The organism is Photobacterium satsumensis (assembly GCF_050336935.1).
GTDB lineage: Bacteria > Pseudomonadota > Gammaproteobacteria > Enterobacterales > Vibrionaceae > Photobacterium > Photobacterium satsumensis.
In genome coordinates this window covers 160,917-179,284 of record NZ_JAKJSK010000006.1, presented here as the reverse complement: position 1 = coordinate 179,284, position 18,368 = coordinate 160,917, and the positions used below count along the sequence as shown (strand labels likewise).

General features: G+C 45.8%; 21 protein-coding genes and 1 riboswitch. Of the genes, 11 read left to right on the top strand and 10 right to left on the bottom strand.

What is annotated here, in order from left to right; translation table 11 throughout:
* Positions 1-84: 84 nt before the first annotated feature.
* The 3 genes from L4D79_RS00935 (at position 85) to L4D79_RS00925 (ending at position 2,163) form a co-directional block, all read left to right on the top strand.
* Positions 85-834, top strand: coding sequence for an MBL fold metallo-hydrolase (locus tag L4D79_RS00935; protein WP_428646121.1), 750 nt, complete (start codon positions 85-87; stop codon positions 832-834).
* A 67-nt stretch (positions 835-901) separates the two neighbouring features.
* On the top strand, positions 902-1,459 hold the full coding sequence (locus tag L4D79_RS00930; protein ID WP_428646119.1) for a sigma-70 family RNA polymerase sigma factor: 558 nt from the start codon (positions 902-904) through the stop codon (positions 1,457-1,459).
* A 194-nt stretch (positions 1,460-1,653) separates the two neighbouring features.
* On the top strand, positions 1,654-2,163 hold the full coding sequence (locus tag L4D79_RS00925) for a GNAT family N-acetyltransferase (RefSeq protein ID WP_428646116.1): 510 nt from the start codon (positions 1,654-1,656) through the stop codon (positions 2,161-2,163).
* A 155-nt stretch (positions 2,164-2,318) separates the two neighbouring features.
* Here L4D79_RS00925 and L4D79_RS00920 read toward each other — a convergent pair whose 3' ends face one another.
* Positions 2,319-2,513: a hypothetical protein gene (locus tag L4D79_RS00920; protein ID WP_428646113.1), complete on the bottom strand. Its 195-nt coding sequence runs from the start codon at positions 2,511-2,513 to the stop codon at positions 2,319-2,321.
* A 214-nt stretch (positions 2,514-2,727) separates the two neighbouring features.
* Here L4D79_RS00920 and L4D79_RS00915 point away from each other — a divergent pair, with 214 nt between their 5' ends.
* Positions 2,728-2,958 carry a hypothetical protein gene (locus L4D79_RS00915; protein WP_428646111.1) on the top strand — a complete coding sequence of 77 codons (231 nt, stop codon included), beginning with the start codon at positions 2,728-2,730 and terminating at the stop codon, positions 2,956-2,958.
* Positions 2,959-3,025: 67 nt separating this feature from the next.
* Here L4D79_RS00915 and L4D79_RS00910 read toward each other — a convergent pair whose 3' ends face one another.
* From L4D79_RS00910 to L4D79_RS00900, 3 genes are all read right to left on the bottom strand, one after another.
* The gene (locus L4D79_RS00910) at positions 3,026-3,775 is read right to left on the bottom strand and encodes an RluA family pseudouridine synthase (protein WP_428646108.1); all 750 of its coding nucleotides are present in this window, start codon (positions 3,773-3,775) and stop codon (positions 3,026-3,028) included.
* A 208-nt stretch (positions 3,776-3,983) separates the two neighbouring features.
* Positions 3,984-4,175 carry a YwbE family protein gene (locus tag L4D79_RS00905; protein ID WP_428646105.1) on the bottom strand — a complete coding sequence of 64 codons (192 nt, stop codon included), beginning with the start codon at positions 4,173-4,175 and terminating at the stop codon, positions 3,984-3,986.
* A 118-nt stretch (positions 4,176-4,293) separates the two neighbouring features.
* Positions 4,294-5,586, bottom strand: a complete 1,293-nt coding sequence (locus tag L4D79_RS00900; protein ID WP_428646102.1) for a DEAD/DEAH box helicase — start codon at positions 5,584-5,586, stop codon at positions 4,294-4,296.
* Between the two features lie 215 nt (positions 5,587-5,801).
* Between L4D79_RS00900 and L4D79_RS00895 the strand changes: the two genes are divergently transcribed.
* The gene (locus L4D79_RS00895; RefSeq protein ID WP_428646099.1) at positions 5,802-7,322 is read left to right on the top strand and encodes a DUF1254 domain-containing protein; all 1,521 of its coding nucleotides are present in this window, start codon (positions 5,802-5,804) and stop codon (positions 7,320-7,322) included.
* Positions 7,323-7,354: 32 nt separating this feature from the next.
* Here the strand turns inward: L4D79_RS00895 and L4D79_RS00890 are convergent, their stop codons facing one another.
* From L4D79_RS00890 to L4D79_RS00880, 3 genes are all read right to left on the bottom strand, one after another.
* Positions 7,355-8,278: a LysR family transcriptional regulator gene (locus L4D79_RS00890; RefSeq protein ID WP_428646097.1), complete on the bottom strand. Its 924-nt coding sequence runs from the start codon at positions 8,276-8,278 to the stop codon at positions 7,355-7,357.
* A gap of 106 nt (positions 8,279-8,384) precedes the next feature.
* Positions 8,385-8,972 (bottom strand): AAA family ATPase, encoded by a 588-nt coding sequence (locus L4D79_RS00885; RefSeq protein WP_428646094.1) that lies wholly within the window; start codon positions 8,970-8,972, stop codon positions 8,385-8,387.
* Between the two features lie 217 nt (positions 8,973-9,189).
* Positions 9,190-9,690, bottom strand: coding sequence for a GlcG/HbpS family heme-binding protein (locus L4D79_RS00880; RefSeq protein ID WP_428646091.1), 501 nt, complete (start codon positions 9,688-9,690; stop codon positions 9,190-9,192).
* A gap of 173 nt (positions 9,691-9,863) precedes the next feature.
* On the opposite strand from L4D79_RS00880, the gene L4D79_RS00875 reads away from it, so the two are divergent.
* The 6 genes from L4D79_RS00875 to L4D79_RS00850 all read left to right on the top strand — a co-directional run bounded on the left by L4D79_RS00875 (position 9,864) and on the right by L4D79_RS00850 (position 15,232).
* Entirely contained in the window at positions 9,864-10,544 is a 681-nt protein-coding gene (locus L4D79_RS00875; protein ID WP_428646088.1) for a response regulator, read from the top strand.
* The gene (locus L4D79_RS00870) at positions 10,522-11,913 is read left to right on the top strand and encodes a sensor histidine kinase (protein WP_428646085.1); all 1,392 of its coding nucleotides are present in this window, start codon (positions 10,522-10,524) and stop codon (positions 11,911-11,913) included. The genes L4D79_RS00875 and L4D79_RS00870 overlap by 23 nt, the downstream gene beginning before the upstream one ends.
* Before the next feature lie 116 nt (positions 11,914-12,029).
* Complete coding sequence (locus L4D79_RS00865) at positions 12,030-13,082, top strand: permease (RefSeq protein WP_428646082.1); 1,053 nt, start codon at positions 12,030-12,032, stop codon at positions 13,080-13,082.
* 37 nt (positions 13,083-13,119) lie between these two features.
* A complete protein-coding gene (locus L4D79_RS00860) occupies positions 13,120-13,356 on the top strand; it encodes a thioredoxin family protein (RefSeq protein WP_428646079.1) in 237 nt (78 codons plus the stop codon).
* Positions 13,357-13,514: 158 nt separating this feature from the next.
* Positions 13,515-13,931, top strand: coding sequence for a cupin domain-containing protein (locus L4D79_RS00855; protein ID WP_428646076.1), 417 nt, complete (start codon positions 13,515-13,517; stop codon positions 13,929-13,931).
* Positions 13,932-14,009: 78 nt separating this feature from the next.
* A riboswitch (purine riboswitch) is annotated at positions 14,010-14,109 on the top strand.
* A 112-nt stretch (positions 14,110-14,221) separates the two neighbouring features.
* Complete coding sequence (locus L4D79_RS00850) at positions 14,222-15,232, top strand: adenosine deaminase (protein ID WP_428646074.1); 1,011 nt, start codon at positions 14,222-14,224, stop codon at positions 15,230-15,232.
* 107 nt (positions 15,233-15,339) lie between these two features.
* Here L4D79_RS00850 and L4D79_RS00845 read toward each other — a convergent pair whose 3' ends face one another.
* Genes L4D79_RS00845 through norV form a run of 3 tightly spaced genes read right to left on the bottom strand, consistent with a single transcriptional unit; the run spans position 15,340 to position 18,346 of the window.
* Positions 15,340-15,684, bottom strand: a complete 345-nt coding sequence (locus L4D79_RS00845) for a TehB family protein (RefSeq protein ID WP_428646071.1) — start codon at positions 15,682-15,684, stop codon at positions 15,340-15,342.
* Positions 15,685-15,712: 28 nt separating this feature from the next.
* On the bottom strand, positions 15,713-16,867 hold the full coding sequence (gene norW, locus L4D79_RS00840) for an NADH:flavorubredoxin reductase NorW (protein ID WP_428646068.1): 1,155 nt from the start codon (positions 16,865-16,867) through the stop codon (positions 15,713-15,715).
* Between the two features lie 3 nt (positions 16,868-16,870).
* The gene (gene norV, locus L4D79_RS00835; protein ID WP_428646066.1) at positions 16,871-18,346 is read right to left on the bottom strand and encodes an anaerobic nitric oxide reductase flavorubredoxin; all 1,476 of its coding nucleotides are present in this window, start codon (positions 18,344-18,346) and stop codon (positions 16,871-16,873) included.
* Positions 18,347-18,368 lie beyond the last annotated feature (22 nt).

The following is an 18,368-nucleotide window of genomic DNA, read 5'->3' as shown; positions in this document are numbered from 1 at the left end:
ACTACCCACAACCTTGCAATTCCCAGCTTGATTGGTCTGATGAGTTGTTAAATAATGATTTATCATCCATATAGGGATATCAAGATGAAACTGCACCAGATAGATGGCTACATCCAATCGATATATCTCGTCGAATACCGCTATGGTTTGCTATTACTCGATGGTTGCTGCCGAGCTGACATCCCAATCCTACTCAACTTCATTTCCGACGAACTGAACCGCCCAGCAAAAGATCTCAAGCTGGTCGTCGTCACCCACATGCACCCTGATCATGCTGGCGGCGCCCATCGACTACGCAAGCTGACAGGCTGCAGTATTGCCGCAGCCAATGTCCAAGGGCAATGGTATCAAGGCATTGATGGGGCGCTAATGCACTGGACTGATTTACTGCTAGCCAATTGGGTAAGCAGGCGAATGAAAAAACCGCACAAAAACTTATGGTATAGCGCAAAATTGAAACCTGACTACTTGTTGGATGATCAAGAACACTTACCCGGTTTTCCAGAGTGGCAGGCACTATCAACACAGGGTCATACCGACCGTGACTTATCGCTCTACCACCCGGACTCCGGCCAAGTTTATGTTGCGGACTTAATGGTTCAAGTCAAAGGGCGCTATATTCCCCCCTTCCCTGTTTTCTACCCTAAACGCTACCGCAGCTCGATTGAAAAAGTAATCGCCTTATCTCCAACTCGTGTATTACTCGCTCATGGTGGCCAAATCACCCCAACAACAGATGATTACCGCCACTTACTCGATAAGGCACCAACAACACCAAGCACCCATTGGCGCTCGGTAAAAACCAAGTTCAAACGGGCTTTTTCTGCAACATGAGTTGCCGATATTTCCAACCAAATTGAGATACACTCGTTAAGCCCAAAGTGTGCCAACGGAACAAACGATGACAATAAACGCAAATACTCAAACTGCCCGACCTTGCTTGATGTCGGCATGGTCAGAACACGCCCAGCCTCTAGGGCACTGGCTCAAGGCAAAGTCACGTGATGAATCATTGGCAGAAGATCTGCTGCAAGAAGTGTTTATTCGGGCAATGATCAAAGATCATGAGTTTTGCGACATCGCTAACCCCCGCGCTTGGTTATACCGTGTCGCGAACAATTTGCTCATCGACCACAGCAGGAAGAAGCATCCCATCTTGCTAGAGCAGGATATCGAGCAGGAAAGCGATCCCGAGGCCGTTATCGACACCCTCACCCAATGCCTTACTCGCGTCTTATCAGAACTGCCTGAGCAAGATAGCCATATTTTGAATGCTTGTGACATCAAAAGAATCCCCCAGCAAGAGTATGCCAACCAAAACGGGTTGACCCTGCCGGCAGTCAAATCACGCCTATTACGTGCTCGCAGTAAACTAAAGCAACAGTTAATGTCATCTTGCCAAGTGAAGCTGGATGTAAATCAACAAGTGTGTTGCTTTACGCCAAGAGAAGATAGTTAGCGAAAGGGCATGAGATCAACCTAAGGCTTTTGTGTGATTTACAGGTTAGAGCTTTGCCATATAACGCTTTTTGATCTTGGTTTCTAGCTCGTTTCTGCCCCATCCCTAGATAGTTGGGCTTTGATGTTGACTGAGAGTTCCTAATGAGAGAGTGTGTATATTCTTCATAAAACTGATTTGAAAACTGGCACCTTATGACTATCAATATCGAAACAAAGCATTTAACCATGAGACAATTATCTAACGAGGATTGGTCTCTATACTATGAGCTTCAGACTAATCCAGAGATAATCGCTTTGTGTTTTGATGAGCCGAGCGAGGCTGATATTAAGGCAGGTTTTGAGTCTAGGCTACCAAACTGGACAGCAGATTCAGAGCACTGGCTATGCTTGGTAATTACAGAAAATGAATCTGGAAACAAGGTTGGAGTAACAGGTTTCAACTTGACTGGCGGTGTAGCGGAAATTGGCTACCTACTGTTACCGAGTTTCCATGGTAAAGGCTATGCGACTGAATCACTTGAAGCTTTATTAGCTTGGTCACAAGATATTAGTGAGATAAATAGCTATAACGCCGTAGTTACCAAAGGCAACATTGCATCAGAAAGAGTCTTAGAAAAGTGTGGCTTCAACTTATCAAAAGTCGAACCAAATGCTTATGAAATTCGAGGGCAGCTATATGATGACCATATCTACACGTTATAGCTATAGAGCCATGTAAATCAATAACCACAGCTAATCCGTAGTTAACTAATTTAGCAAAGCGTATAACTCATTTTTGTCCATAAAATTGTTCGGTCGGTCAGTATTGTGATTGCAATTAAGATTCGTTTAGCTTATTGCACAACTGATTTGAAATATTATACCGAAATGGTGAGCTTGGAACTAACTAACCACGTAAAAGCAATGTTGTAGGCCTCAAGGATAAACGCCCCCACACATTCAAGTGTGATCATATTGCTGAAGAAGACAACGAGATTATCCTCAACAGAATGCTTGAGGCAATGGTACAAATTAAGGTCAGACACGCAAACAGACTCCATGGGTTTTAGCATGCTGAACAATCCTAAATCGCGTGGATGAAGTTCAAAAATATGACATGTTGTATTTTTTTTAAGAATGAAGCTACATCACATCCAACATGAGCTTAAGTCAGTTGATTTTAAATGAAGGTAATTGATATTGTTGCGACGCGTGAATTCGCCGTCAATAGGGGTTTAACACGCTAAACAACCCTAAATCATTATTAGTTCAACGAGAAAACCAAACATGTCAGCCTCGCAATTTCAAACGAACTGGATTAAACCTTTCACACTCGATCACGCTGCCCTCAAGCTCGGAAAAACTAAAGAAGAAGTCAAGGCGTTGTGCGCGTCAAAAGTGTTGAACGGCGGTTGGGATGAGTTTTACGGCGAGAACGGAGCCTTTGTCGTTTGGCTACCAGAAGACCAAACTGATATTACAGCCGACGAAATACGCGCTGGCGCGACAATGCACTAAGAATTCAATCGTGGCTTTCCCACCACCTGTTTTCTGAATAGCCACCGACTCAGTCGACACTTATTGCTTAAAATGGATTAGGGCTATGACCATGGATAGGCTCGCCTGTGGCTGGGTGAGTAAAGTAAATGTCGCTGGCATGGAGCATTAAGCGCTGTGAGATGCCATTTGCTTCAAGACTATTGTTGAGTTGTGAGCTGTTATAAAGATCACAACCCAAAATAGGGTGGCCAAATTCAAGGCTATGGATCCGCAATTGATGAGTGCGACCTGTAATTGGCCTGTATTGCACTAAAGTTCTAGGGGGGTTATCCAAGCGACTAATTACCTCATAGTCACTAATCGCACTTTTGCCCGTAGAATGGCAAATCTTTACACGGGGAAACAAAGCCTTATCTTTAGCAATAGGGGCAGATATTTGGCCACTGTCAGCTTCAACCCACCCCGCTAAAATAGCGAGGTAACGCTTTTGCACTGCCCGTGCTTGAAACTGTTTATTCAGACTCTTAGATGCAGCACAGTTCAGCCCCACAACCATAACACCAGAAGTCCCTAAATCTAGCCGATGTGGCAATTTAGCATCCACAAAAGCAGGTGTCTCTCTTTCAGTCAGAGTCGCGCTTTGACCGTTAACTAAACGATGATGAACAGAATCCCAATTAAGCAGGTTTTTACCCGATAAACTTAACAAACCACTCGGTTTGTTAATCAATAAAATATCATCATCTTGATAAAGGATCTCTACCCTAGCCTGACACTCAGGTGCCACAAAATTATCAACTATTTCACTAGTAAGAGAAGAGTCAGATTTAGACATTTAAGAGTCCTAGTGTAATAAGAGTGAGAAGGTTATATCCAGAAATGATTGAATCACTAATGGCATCCCACGTTGTTTCAAGATAAGTCTATGCATTCTTTGAGGGTGTCTACTAACCCAAGGAAATATCAATATTGCAGGAAGGATGATTTTCCAAGAAAGCCCAGTAGACACTTTATTAGAAGTGAACGCTATTAATGGCTGATACCTAGCAGATCACTTTCACACGGCCGACATCACCACTTTCTAAACGCACTTTAATGCCGTGCGGATGATTTGGCGACTTAGTTAAGAGGTCTTTTACAATGCCAGAGGTCAGTGTTCCGCTGCGTTGATCTTTTTTAAGAACAATTTTCACTTCTAACCCAAGGTGAATATCGGCACGGTTGGTTCCGCTCATTATCTCTACCTTATTGTTCAGAATATCGCTGAATGTGACTATCATCGTGCCAGCCAGAGTTAACTGACACGATATCTATTGCTATATCGATGATTGTTGGTATATCGAGAGTTGTATGTTATGAATTTCTCAACCAAACATCAGATTTGCCAAGCCCTTTCTTCTTACGCTTTTTCTTACCTGTACCTTCAGGCTTTGCCATCGGCTTATTAGCCTCTAACATCTCCTGGGTAATGGTTTCATCAAGTTCAAACCCTGCTACCTGTTCACGTTCAAGGCGGATTTTGTTCTTCTTCTCGATCACTTTGAAATGATGAAAATCTTCATAATCAATCAATGATAAGGCCAAGCCAACCTCACCAGCACGGCCACTTCGGCCAATTCGGTGCATGTAGTCTGATGGGCTTCTCGGTAGATCAAAGTTGATCACCACAGGTAACTTTTCGATATCCAAACCACGCGCGGCGATATCCGTTGCAATTAAGACATCAATTTCACCTGACTTAAAGGCTTCCAGTATGCGGGTACGGTAGCCCTGTCCTTTATCGCCATGGAACACTTCAGCCTCAATACCACGCTTATAAAGTTTGTCAGCTAAGTGCTCACAACTGTTCTTGGCGTTGACGAAAACAAGTGCTTGTCGCCATTGGTGCTGTTTGATCAAATGCGCTAATACTGCTGTTTTTTCGCCTTTATTAACGTTAAAAACACGCTGCACTACGGTGCTGGCATCATCACTTTGTAGCTGTATTTCAACAGGATCATTAAGCAGCTCTTGCGTTAACGTCTGTACTTGCTCAGGGAATGTCGCAGAGAACAAAAGCGTCTGCTTTTGTTTTGGCAATTTACCCAGTAATTCAGAGAGCTCATCCGTAAAACCAAGGCTTAACATGCGATCGGCTTCATCCAGCACTAAGGTCTTTACCTTGTCGAGCATAATCGCATTACTTGACATTAAATCGAGTAATCGGCCCGGCGTGGCAACCAAAATATCTGTACCGCCACGGAGTGCCAGCATTTGAGTATTTGCAGATACCCCACCGAAAACAGCCACGGTTTTAATTGCACCGTTGAAATGCACAGCGTATGACTTAATGCTGTCGGCAACCTGTTTAGCCAGTTCACGCGTTGGCACCAAAATCAGTCCAGTAACATAGTTACCCTTGCTGCCTTTCGTATTCTCGGTGTTTTTTTGGGTAAAAAGCGCCTGCAACATTGGCAGTGCGAATGCTGCCGTTTTACCCGACCCCGTATTTGCACCGGCAATTAAATCACGCCCCGCTAACACACTTGGAATAACTTGCGCTTGAATCGGTGTAGGCTGTTGATACTCCAGCTCTGTTAGTCGAGCTAACAGAGGTTGAATGAGGGCAAGTTCCGTGAAGCTGGCTGGGGTTGTGGCAGTAGTCATTGGGTAATAAAGGCTCTAGCAAAAATATTGGCGTGCATCTTAGCGTATTTAAGCCCTGTGAAATAGCAGAATGAGTCGTCCAATCGTGCGATTAGGGCCAATGTCAGTTTGAATGCATAAAGCACAATGGCATTTTTGAGTCTCGCGGAAATCAGATTTGATTTCTAACTTTATATAGAGTGGATGTGTCGCAACTGATAACGCAGGAAATTCTTATGTTAAAGGCTCAATTAAAACGTGTCGCTTTGCTAACTGGTTTACTTGTTTCATCATCAGTACTTGCAACAACCAACGCTTATAACACTGAGATCCCATCCGGCATCATGACGCCAGATAACGTGGAAACCAGCATTGGTAAGCTGAACTTCAAAGATGGCGTGCCAAGTGAGCAAACCATGGATGTGCTCTACAACAATCTAGACACCATGCGCGCTACAGAGGTGTTTTTGAATGCGATTCCGATGGCATCGTTAGAAGCACTGAGAATTGGCCATAAGGAGATGGGAATAACTAAATCGAATCAAGTGATGCTATTTGATAACTTGATGGACTCTAACCCTCTGTTTCTGACCGGTAACACTGACACGGTATATGCTTCAGCCTTTCTGGATCTTGAACAAGATGGTCCAACGGTCGTCGAAATCCCCCCGGGTATGGGGCCCACAACGGTTAACGATGCCTTCTTCCGCTTCGTGACCGACATGGGTGTTGTCGGGCCAGACAAGGGGGAAGGAGGCAAATACTTGATACTTCCGCCTAACTACGACGGCGAGGTGCCTGAAGGCTATCATGTGTCACAATCAACCAGCTACGTGAATTGGTTCATTGCCCGAGGATTCTTAAAAGGCGGTAAAACGGATGCCGCGGTAAGCGCGTATCACACTGGTTTGAAAATCTACCCATTATCAAAGAAAGATGCACCGCCCAAAATGACCTTTATCTCTGGCAGTGGTCAATCGTTCAACACCATTCATGCCAACGATGAACATTTCTATGATGAAATTAAAACGGTTATCGATAAGGAGCCAGTTGAGTTTATCGATCCAGAATTACGGGGTTTGATTGCAACAATTGGTATCCAAAAAGATAAGCCGTTCGCGCCAGACGAACGTATGCAGAAAATTCTTATCGATGGTGCCGCGATCGGCAATGCCACTGCTCGCGCGTTAATGTTCAATCCACGTACCGAAAACGCATATATTTGGGACGACCGCAATTGGAAAACAGCTTTCATCGGCAAAGATTACCAATGGTTGATTGATGACGGCAATGGGGGGCGTAACCTTGATGCTAGAACTTACTTTTTCTATATGGCCACGGTGAACACACCGGCAATGGCGTTGAAAATGATTGGTAAAGGCTCGCAATACGCGATTATCGATAAGACAGAAAAAGGGCAATTCTTTGATGGCGGTAAAAACTACAAGCTGACCATTCCAGCTAACGTACCAGCGAAAAACTTCTGGTCCGTGGTCGTTTACGACACGCAAACTCGCTCAGAGCTGCAGACCAGCCAACCGTTTCCAAGTAAGAATGACAAGCGCGATAAAATAATGGAAAACCCAGATGGCTCGGTTGAGATCTACTTCGGCCCTACTGCGCCAATAGGAAAAGAAGCCAATTGGATTCAAACCGTTCCAGAAAAAGGATGGTTTGCCATCTTACGTATGTATGGCCCACTTGAACCCTGGTATGACGGCAGCTGGAAACCAAGCGACATAACTGAGGTGAAGTAATCCAAATATGCCGGTCAAAACGACCGGCTTTTTTATGCCTGCAAATCAGGCCGAAGAAGCAGTGCTTGTTTAATCGCGGTTTCTACTTGTTCAATGATCGGGGACTGATAGAAAGCGCGGTGATATTGAATACCGACATCAAACAACAAGGGTTTTCCGTCGATGTACAAAGGCACTCTCGTGGCACCATCAGGCAGTAATTCATCCTCAATAAACATACCGACAAAAACATAGGGACTAACTATCACACAATCTAATGCTGTTGCAGTAGAAGACACCGTCAGTTTTTGCTCCAAACTCACCCCTGTCAACTTACGCACCCGTTCATAATACGCATTCATATCCAAAGAGCCCATTGACACACGTACCGTCTCAAGCCGATCCAGCTCTCTCAAATCCAAGCCTGTGTGCTTACCCAACGGATGATTGACATTCATATAAGCGTAAAGTGGGATTGAACTGACTTTATGTTCAACCATTGTTTTATTGAGTTCATTAGGAAAACCACCAATACCAATCGTCAGCGCACCTCTTTTCGGGTTTTCGACGCTTTCTAGCGACCAATCAATAAAGGAAATTTTTGGCTTCTGGTTGTCGCTCGTTAGCGAAGTGACCAAAGGTACCGTAAGAAGTCCAGAGAGTGGATTAATAATACTGAAGATGTACTCATTTAGGCGATTAACAGCGTTAAAGCTTTGTGCAAGCTGAGGGATTTGTTCAAGTTGTTCAAGCGGCTCTGCGAGGGCTTTACATAACTGCTGGCAAAAGAGTGTCGGTGTATAGGCGCCTTTATCCACATTGAACAGCTCGTTATCAAAACGATGGCGACACTCTGCCAGCTGGCGATTAAACGTTGCCTTACTAATATCCAGGGTGTGACACACTTTCGCTTGCGACTTTTGTTGACACAATAGATTAAGAAAGCGGTACAAATTTAGATCAATGGTGTTTTTCACGAAGTCAGCACTCCCAACGAAAGTGCTTTAATTATCATTATCTTTCATCCATCGTTCCAATGAACTCATCACAAATCACTGTTTATCCCAACGATAGTTCTAATAGCTACTCCCTCTGGTACCGGTTTATCACATTTTCTATAGTCATTATGCCAAACATGATTTTTCTGACAAATGACTCAGAGCTGCCGACAAAGTAGAAGTGAGGGTGCCTAGACCACACTTTCTGCAACGCTTTATCTAATTGGACAGCCTGTTCAGAAGACTCACTTCTCACCGGATTGTTGCTGCTGATGTCATGTCCCGTAGCAGCGGCAGATTCAAAAAATATCACGGCGTCATAGCGGGCAATTTCCTCGTCGAAGGTCGAATTGACGGCCTTGAAGAAGTCTGTTTCCGTTCCCGGCCAATAGGCTAATCCGTCCAGAGAGCCACGATCGCATACCAGTAACCTCTCTGGGAATTGTTCTTTATGGATCTCTTCCAGGTTTTTCTGTAACTGAAAAATCGTTTTCTGAATTGTTTTAATGACTAACGCATCATCTGAACGGATTATCCCACCAGAAAAAAGCACCGTAGCAGCCTCTGGAACAATCGCTATTTTCTGGCCTAACTCCCTGCGGAAAAGATCCAATGCGGTGGTTTTACCGCCTCCCGGCCCACCAGTGACCACCACTTGCAGCTGCTTTTTCATCATTGACTCTGGCTAGCTGAATTTTGTCTAAAGCTTAGTCAATAAAATACCTACCAGAAACTATGTATGTGAGTTCGGCACCCGTTGCCAGCTGTATACGCAGTATATCTGCCCCTTCCCCCACCAAGGGCTTATGGCTGACCGGCAAACGGGTAGCTCAGTTTACCGGTTAGCAGCCAATGAAAAGGCAGCATTTAAACCATTGTGTTTAATCCATTCAGATAACTTTCTTTATCGCCGCCTCTGCACACTCAACATCCAGATGGCCGCCCGGAGCACCACCTACACCGATAGCCCCAATCAAGTTACCTTCAAGCTGGACAGGAACACCGCCAGCTAGGAACAACAGGTTGTCATCCATATACTGTAATGGCTGCATGATCGGTTTCTCGGCTACCAGCTTCATCAAATTACCAGAAGGCTGTTTCATGCTGGTAACGGTAAACGCTTTCTTACGGGAGCTATCAAGCGTATGGATACCTGCACCGTCAGAGCGAAGCTGGGCCAATACGTTTCCGGACAGGTCAACCACTGTTGCAGAAACCTTATACCCTTTCGCCTCACATTGATTGACCGCTTCAAGTGCCAACTCGAATGCAGATTTAGATGAAACCTGCGTGACTGAAACGGTATGTCCTTTGTCAGCAGCCATTGCATTAAAAGACATTGATAGGAAACCAAGAGACGCTGCTAGTACACCAAATTTGATCGTTTTCATGTTCACTCCTGTAAGACATTGTTTGATTCAACACTGATATCCTAACCAATGATCCATTACTGAATATTTCCCCAAACATTACGAAGTTGTAATGTTGGTTAAATTTATGAAAGGTTGTTGGTAGAGTAAGAAAGGACGATTTAGCTCGGGATGCATACGGATATGGATAATCAATGAAGATACTTTTGATCGAAGACGACACGCATATTGCACGCTTTCTTATCAATGGCTTTCAGCAAGAAGGAAGCACCGTAACCCACGCGACTAACGGCGTTGATGGCCTTTTCGAAGCGGTATCGGCCTCTTACGAGGTCATCATCCTCGACCTGATGCTGCCACAAAAAAATGGCTTTGAAGTCTTGGCGCAACTTAGGGGTGAAGGCCATGCAACGCCTGTGATCATCCTCAGTGCCAAACATTCAGTAGAAGAAAGGGTTCAAGGATTACAGTCCGGGGCGGATGACTATCTGGTCAAGCCGTTTGCCTTTCCCGAGCTATTGGCACGTTGCCAGTCACTCACTCGCCGGGGCAAACAGAATCTGTCCCATAACCATGAACTGAGTTATGGCGAACTGTCACTTGATCTTCTTAAGCACTCCCTGCAACGTGACGGTCAAGCCATTCAACTGAACCAGCGTGAATTTATCCTGATCAAACTGATGATGGAAAACCCTGAAACGGTAATAACCAAAACGGTTATTTTAGAACAGGTATGGGGGCACCAGTTTGATCCTCAAACCAATGTGGTTGATGTACTGGTTTGTCGGCTGAGGGGAAAGGTAGATAAAGGTTTCCAAAACCCACTAATACACACGCTGAGGGGTGTGGGCTATGTCCTCAAGTCACAACATTAAGCAAGCTCTCAACAAAGCACAGAATACTTTGCTACTGCGTTTTATGGCGATATTACTGCTGTGTTTGCTACTGGTTGAAGTTGTCGTTGGTGCAATGTTTTTTCTCGATTTGTACCGCACTGAGAAAAAAATCCTCAACTCAATGGCGACCGAATACCAGCGAATCCTGACCTACGATTCCGCTGAACGCCTGATTCACGTACTAACCGCAAACCCTCACCGTTTAATAGAAAACAACATTGCCGCCTATTCACTGCCAAGCGGGACGATAGCCAATCCAACCTTTATTGCCGGCGATGAAAACCTGCCCTCCCAAATCAACCTTGCCGCATACACAACGGAAGATAGATCTTGGTTTAATGCTTTTATCACCAACCCATATATGTCACTGAAAATGAAAGGAGAGCAGCAAGACTTCTGGCTACTGCTGGACAATCAGGCCCGCTATTCCATCGCCTATAAACAATGGTTAATGACCTTCTACGCACTGATTGTGTTGGTAGGGATCACAGCCCTCTTTACCCGCCGGATTATCCGCAACGCTATGTCACCTCTAGTCACTCTTGATGATTTGTTGGATAAGCTCCAAGAAGGCCAACTGGATATAGCGGCCCCAAAAAAAGCGGCTCCACAGGGTCTAAGTGTGATCAGTACCAGTGTTCAAGATGCCATTAGTCGGCTTCACCACGTTACCACGACGCTCAACACCACGGTCGATGCTATTGCTCACGATATTCGGACCCCCCTGTCACGGATCACCCTTGCTTCTCAGTCGGCACTGCTCAATTGCAACAACCCCCAACAGATGCAAAGTGCCCTATCGGACTGTGCGGAATACGCGATGCAGGCCAACAACATGTTGACCACGTTGATGAAGCTCAATGATGAACTGACCGGAAAGCGGCAACAGCAAAACATTCCAACCGATGTTGAACAGGTGATTCAAACCGTGATCAGTTGGTATGAAGATGTTGCAGACGAAAAGCAAGTCGAGCTAATAGCACCACGATTGGAAGATAAAATCCTCATCAAATCTGACCCAGATAAACTTACCCAGGCTTTAGTGAACTTGGTGGATAACGCAATCAAATACACAGGGCCCGGTGGCAGTGTCAGTATTGAAACCGTGCGCTGTAATGACAATCAAATTGGAATTCGCGTAGCAGACACTGGTATTGGCATAGATAGCCAATACCAAGATTTAGTCTTTGAGCGGCTTTATCGCGTAGATTCCAGTCGAAGCAATGTTGAAGGGTATGGTCTAGGGCTTTCACTGGCTGCAGCCATGGTGGATAACCTCGGCGGTAATATTCAACTCATATCCAAGCCCGGCGAAGGCTGTACATTCACCATTATGCTAGCACGATGACCAGCCTAGTTGGCTCGCTGTGTTGGGCGACTTACTGTTAATAGGCAATAAATTCGCATCCTTTTCCCAACTCATTCGTCTTTATCGGTAGTTACTCTATTTGATAAGGACGAAGTATGTTCCAAGTTTTCACTGATATCGCCTCTTGGCTGGTTTACTCTGTACTTGGGTTATCCCCCGAGGCCCAACTTGCAGGTGCGCTGCATTTCTTCATTGAAGACACCCTAAAGATCTTCGCCTTATTGCTTGTCATGATTTACGGCATTGCTTTGGTTCGCGCCTCGCTCAATGTCGAGCGGGTAAGGGACTATTTAGCCGGAAAGCACCGCACGCTGGGCTACTCGCTAGGCTCACTGTTTGGTGCTATCACCCCGTTTTGCTCATGTTCTAGCATTCCCGTTTTCCTCGGTTTCACCTCGGCCGGGATCCCTTTGGGGATCACCATGGCATTTCTCATCACTTCTCCCTTAATCAATGAGGTCGCCGTTCTATTGCTGGTTAGCCTTCTCGGTTGGAAATTCACCCTTCTCTACATTGCACTGGGTATGTCTGTCGGGATCCTTGGCGGAGTCTTCCTTGATGCCATCAAAGCTGAGCGTTGGCTTCAACCTTTTGCCGCCAACGCCTTGATTCAAGGTAAAAAGAAACAAGGAATGGCTATGCAGGGAGAGGTCGAGAGCAAGCTAGATGAGAATCACAGCCCCGATACCACGGCAACCACGGCAACCACGGCAACCGCCCTGACCTTGGCCGAACGACATGATTTTGCCAAGGAAGAAGTCGCCACCATTTTCGGCAGGGTTTGGAAGTGGGTCATTATCGGGGTTGGGCTAGGGGCAGCCCTCCACGGTTTTGTACCCGATGGTTGGATAGAGTCGTATTTGGGGGCAGGTCAATGGTGGTCTGTACCTGCAGCAGTTTTACTCGGCATCCCGCTTTACTCGAATGCGACCGGTGTTATTCCTGTTATGGAAAGCCTGATCACCAACGGACTCCCCATTGGTACGACCTTGGCTTTTTGCATGAGTACGGTTGCCGCCAGCTTTCCAGAATTCATTTTACTTAAACAGGTGATGCAATGGCGCCTGCTCGCCACCCTGTTTGCCGTCCTACTGGTCGCATTTACCCTTATCGGTTGGGTATTCAATGCAGCCTCTCCACTACTGTAATTCCAACGCTTTATGCTAATAAATAAGGATCATAATGATGAAAAAAGTAAAAGTACTCGGCTCTGGTTGCAAGAACTGCAAAGTAACTGCCGAGCTCATTCAAAATGTCTTTCAACAGCAAGGTATTGCCTTTGAACTAGAGAAAGTGGAAGACATGGCCCAGATCATGGCCTACGGAGTAATGTCTACCCCTGCGGTTGTCATCGATAGTGTTGTGGTACACAAAGGCAGCGTACCGAAGCAAGAAAACATTGAAGCTTGGTTAGCGAGTTAATAATGTTATAGGGAGAGGCGCAGCACTTTCAGCTTCTCCCTTCTACTATCAAATCCATGATATTCATCGAAAGTTCATATCATAATTGTGCTTTCACGCCGAAAATATCTACACCCTGTTCTACTCTTATGGCTACTAATTACCAAATGGAAGCAGCCATGAAGCCAAGGACGTTATTACCCCTCAGCCTTTTATTTAGCACTCTTTTGTTTACCACCTTTTCACTCTCAGCCGCTACCTCTAAAGATTTGGTGAAGACCACCACCAGCTGGGATGGGAAGCCGCTACCTGCGGTTCAATTCAACCAACCGGAAATTACCATTAAAGAAATAACTGTCGAGCCGGGTGAAAAACTACCTTGGCATCAGCACCCAGTGATCAATACCGGGATCTTGCTGTCAGGCCAACTCACCGTTCACACCCAAGATAAAAAAATCACCATCAGCGCGGGTGATACGCTGGTCGAGGTGATGAATACCTCCCACTACGGTGAAAACACCGGCAGCAAGCCCGCCACAGTCATTGTGTTTTACATCGCAGAGAAAGGCAGCAAGGTGACCGTCTTAGATGACTAAAGATTGCATCAATAAAGTCGCTGTGCGATGATCACGAAAACGTTTGCTTGCACTATTTTGTGATTTATTACTACACTGATTGTAATAAGCAAACGGCTTCGTATAACCCCATTGATATGGTATGGGGGTCTCTACCAGAATCCGTAAAATTCTGATTACGAAGAGTTAAGCGCATGTGTGCTTTTCTCTTTGTATGTCAGTATTCGACGCGACAGAAAAGCACCTTAATACTCCGCAACCAATACGCCAACACCTGTATGGCTTGTATAGAATTATAATAAGGGCTTGATATGAAAGACTTTATCCAAGGACTACCAAAAGTAGAGCTGCACTTGCACATTGAGGGCACCCTAGAGCCCGAATTGATGTTCGAGCTGGCACAGCGTAACAAGGTTGTCATTCCGTTTTCTTCCCCTCAAGCAGTTCGGGATGCCTACCAATTCCATAACCTGCAATCCTTTTTAGATATCTATTATCAAGGCGCTAACGTTCTTATCACCGAACAGGACTTTTTCGACTTAACCTGGGCCTACCTGCTACGTTGTAAAGAAGACAACGTGGTTCATACGGAAATATTTTTTGACCCTCAAACCCATACCGAGCGTGGCATTGCCTTCAAAACAGTGATCGATGGTATTACACGTGCTTTAGAGCAAGCCAACACCCAGCTTGATATCTCCAGCCAATTGATAATGTGCTTCCTCCGCCACTTGGATGAAGACGCCGCTTTTGAAACATTAGAACAAGCAATGCCTTATAAAGACCAAATCGTCGCTATTGGGTTGGACTCCTCTGAGCTGGGCCACCCGCCCGAAAAATTTGCCCGGGTGTTCCAGGCTGCGAAACAGGCAGGATTCCTCACTGTTGCCCATGCTGGCGAGGAAGGACCAGCACAAAATATACTCGATGCTATTGACCTACTCGGAGTCAGCCGAATTGATCATGGGGTTCGCTGTGTAGAAAACGCAGAATTAGTCAAACAACTGGCCGAAAGTAGGATGCCACTGACCGTTTGCCCACTCTCCAATACCAAACTAAAAGTCTTTGAGCACATGGGACAGCACAACATTGTCGATCTGCTTGAGACAGGGCTGTGCGTGACTATCAACTCTGACGATCCCGCATACTTCGGCGGCTATATGGCCGATAACTTTGTTGCGGTTGCCGATGCCCATCTACTAACTCAACAACAGATCGCCCAATTTAGCCTAAACGCTATCGAAGCAAGTTTCATCGAACAGGCACAAAAGGTGACACTGTCACGGACAGTGCAGCAATACATAAAGTACAGCAATATATAAATAGCTTAGAGGGCTGATTGGCTTTAACCGTCCAAACGTTGACCCAAAAAACAGCCCGGCAATGACCGGGCTGTTGTGTTTAGGGCATGTTGACCTGATGGTTACTGTTACTCTGGATCTTTAGTATGGAACAGGGCCTGCCCTTTCTTGTCCGCATCCGACCAGAAATTAATATTGAACTGAGCGTCATCACTCATTTCAATACGGTGCCAATATTGAGGGGGACTCGTCGCAAATTGCCCGGCATTAATGACGACCTTAACCTCTGGCTCTGTCGCTTCACTGTCAGCAAAGCCAAAATAAGTGACCATCCCTTCCATGACACACAGCTGACCAAATACCCCGGCAGCAGTATTATGGTGACTGAGCAATGCCGCTGGTACCGTTTCCTTGGTAAAGAAAGGCGTTGAACGCTGTACTGTCCAATGTGCAGGAATACGTTGATGGCTCATGGTGACCTCCAATTCAATTCTGAATTTATTAACTGTTTAATTCTTTCAACAACGGAAATGCATTGGGCAAGTGCTGCTCAGTAACTACATAGCCGGTTAACTGCCCTTGCTCATTACGGGTTCGCACCGTGCTTCCCAGCTTATTCGCATCAATTTGCCAGCTTAGCGCTTCATTGCCACCAGCAAGCACGGTCTGCCCCGCAAGCTGAATAGGGAAATCAGGGGTTTTAACTTTCACCATCATTGCTGGCAATACCAATGCTGTTGGTTGCCCCAGTATTGTTTTGGCAAGTGCATTGGCACTTAATAATGCCGGTTGCAGATACGCCAGTACCTTACCGTTAATCTCTGCGCAATCCCCTAGCGCATACACATCAGCCGCAGAAGTTGCTAGCTGGTCATTAACGACAATCCCTTTTCCAACCCGAATACCCGCGTTTACAGCCAGTTGGGTATTAGGTTTCAAGCCTGCCGCTGAGACTACCGCATCAACCTCTATGCGCTTACCAGAAGCCAGTTCGACCGCAATCGCGCCATGTGGCAGTTTCGCCAGTTGGTCGACCTTGTCAGAGAGGTAGAAATTGGCTTTTTGTAAGGCCATTACCCGTTCAAGTTTTAACGCAATGTACTCCGGCAGCTGATTAGCCATCAACGTCTGGCAAGGGTCAATCACCGACACGGTTTTACCGCTGCTAGCAAAGTCCATCGCTAGCTCAGTACCAATCAAACCACCACCGATAACCGCAATATGCTTGGCTTGCTGCAATACATTCTGAGCCTCGGTATATTCAGATAAACTATTGAGTGTCAGTACACTATCTACAGCGTCACCGCGCATAGGGGGAATGAAAGCACTGGCACCTGTCGCTAGAACAAGTTTGCCATATTGGTATTGCTGGCCATTTGCCACGATGTGCTTTTGTACGGTATCAATAGCTTCAACAAAACAGTGGCTATGCAATTCCACTTGGTATTCTGCCGAGAAATCTGAGCTGCTCATACGGATCAGATCGCTTGCTGTTTGCTGTTTCGAACAAGCATGGCTCAAGTCCGGCTTGTTATAGTCGTGCCCTTCATCTGATGTAAACACATGAATGGGCAAAACCTTATCCTGACGGCGGATAGCTTTTACCAATTGGTAAGCGGCAAAGCCGCTACCAATAATCACGAGAGGTTTGACCATTATTTATGCCCCTTTCACTGGCTCAAACACGTCTTTGCCAAGACCGCATTCAGGACATAAAAAGCTCTCAGGTACATCTGACCAGCAAGTACCGACTTCGATCCCTTGGTTCACTTCACCAATAGCTGGGTCGTAAACCCAGTTACATACTGTGCACAACATTTTCTGGCTATCGGTGCTATCGGTAACCGGCTGAGTATCACAACTACCGACAGGCTCTGTCGCCTGAATGGTTACGCTAGGCTTGGTAGTTGGCGTTACAGTTTCTACTTCCGGCAATGTTTTCAGTGCCCACTGCTTAGCAATCATACGACCATGTTCACGGCATTCACGCATCGCTTTGCCGTCTGGCTTCCATTTCGCTTTCAGGCCAAGAGTTGTTTCAAAACCAGCATCAGTCAGGCGTGAGTGAATTCGGTCAACCGCACCGCCATTCCAGCCGTAGCTACCAAATGCCCCCGCCTTTTTATTCTTAAAACGAAGTCCGGTGATTTCTTCCAGCATGCCTGCCACTTTCGGCATCATGACATTATTCATGGTTGACGATCCGACCAAGATCCCTTTAGAGCGGAATACGCTGGCTAAAATATCGTTTTTATCCTGGCGAGAGACATTGAAAACCTTAACGGCCACGCCTGGGTCAACATCGTGAATCCCCTGAGCAATCGCATCGGCCATCATTCGCGTGTTATTCGACATCGTGTCGTAAAAAATGGTTATGCGATCTTCCTGATAGTTATCCGCCCACTCCAAATACTGATGGACAATTTGGGTTGGGTTATCACGCCAAACAATACCGTGAGAGGTCGCGATCATGTCGACCGGTACGTTGAAGCTCAGTACTTCATGGATCTTAGCCGTGACTAAACCACTAAACGGAGTAAGAATGTTGGAGTAATAGCGCAGGCACTGATCCATCAATTCATTTTGATCCACTTCATCATTGAACAGTCTCTCGTCACAGTAATGCTGACCGAATGCATCGTTACTGAACAAGACAGCATCACCTGTAAGATAAGTCATCATACTGTCTGGCCAGTGGAGCATAGGGGCTTCAATAAAGATGAGTTGTTTGCCATTGCCGATATCCAATGTATCGCCGGTCTTAACAACTTGGAAATTCCATTCTGGGTGATGATGATGGCCAACAATAGAATCGACCGCATTTTCCGTGCAGTAAATTGGCGTATTGGGAATACGCGCCATTAGAGCCGTAAGCGCACCGGAGTGATCTTCTTCTGCATGGTTAATAACGATATAGTCAATCTCTTCAAGATCGATTTCCATCTCTAGGTTCTGAATAAACTGCTGGCTAAACCGGTGATCGACAGTATCAATGAGAACTGTTTTTTCTTCACGGATAAGATAGCTGTTGTAACTGGTTCCCTTGGTCATCTTGTATTCTGTGCCATGGAAATCCTGTACTTCCCAGTCGCGTTGGCCTACCCAGTGAATGTTGTTTTTAACGTGGATTGTCATCTTGATACCTTATTTACTGCTT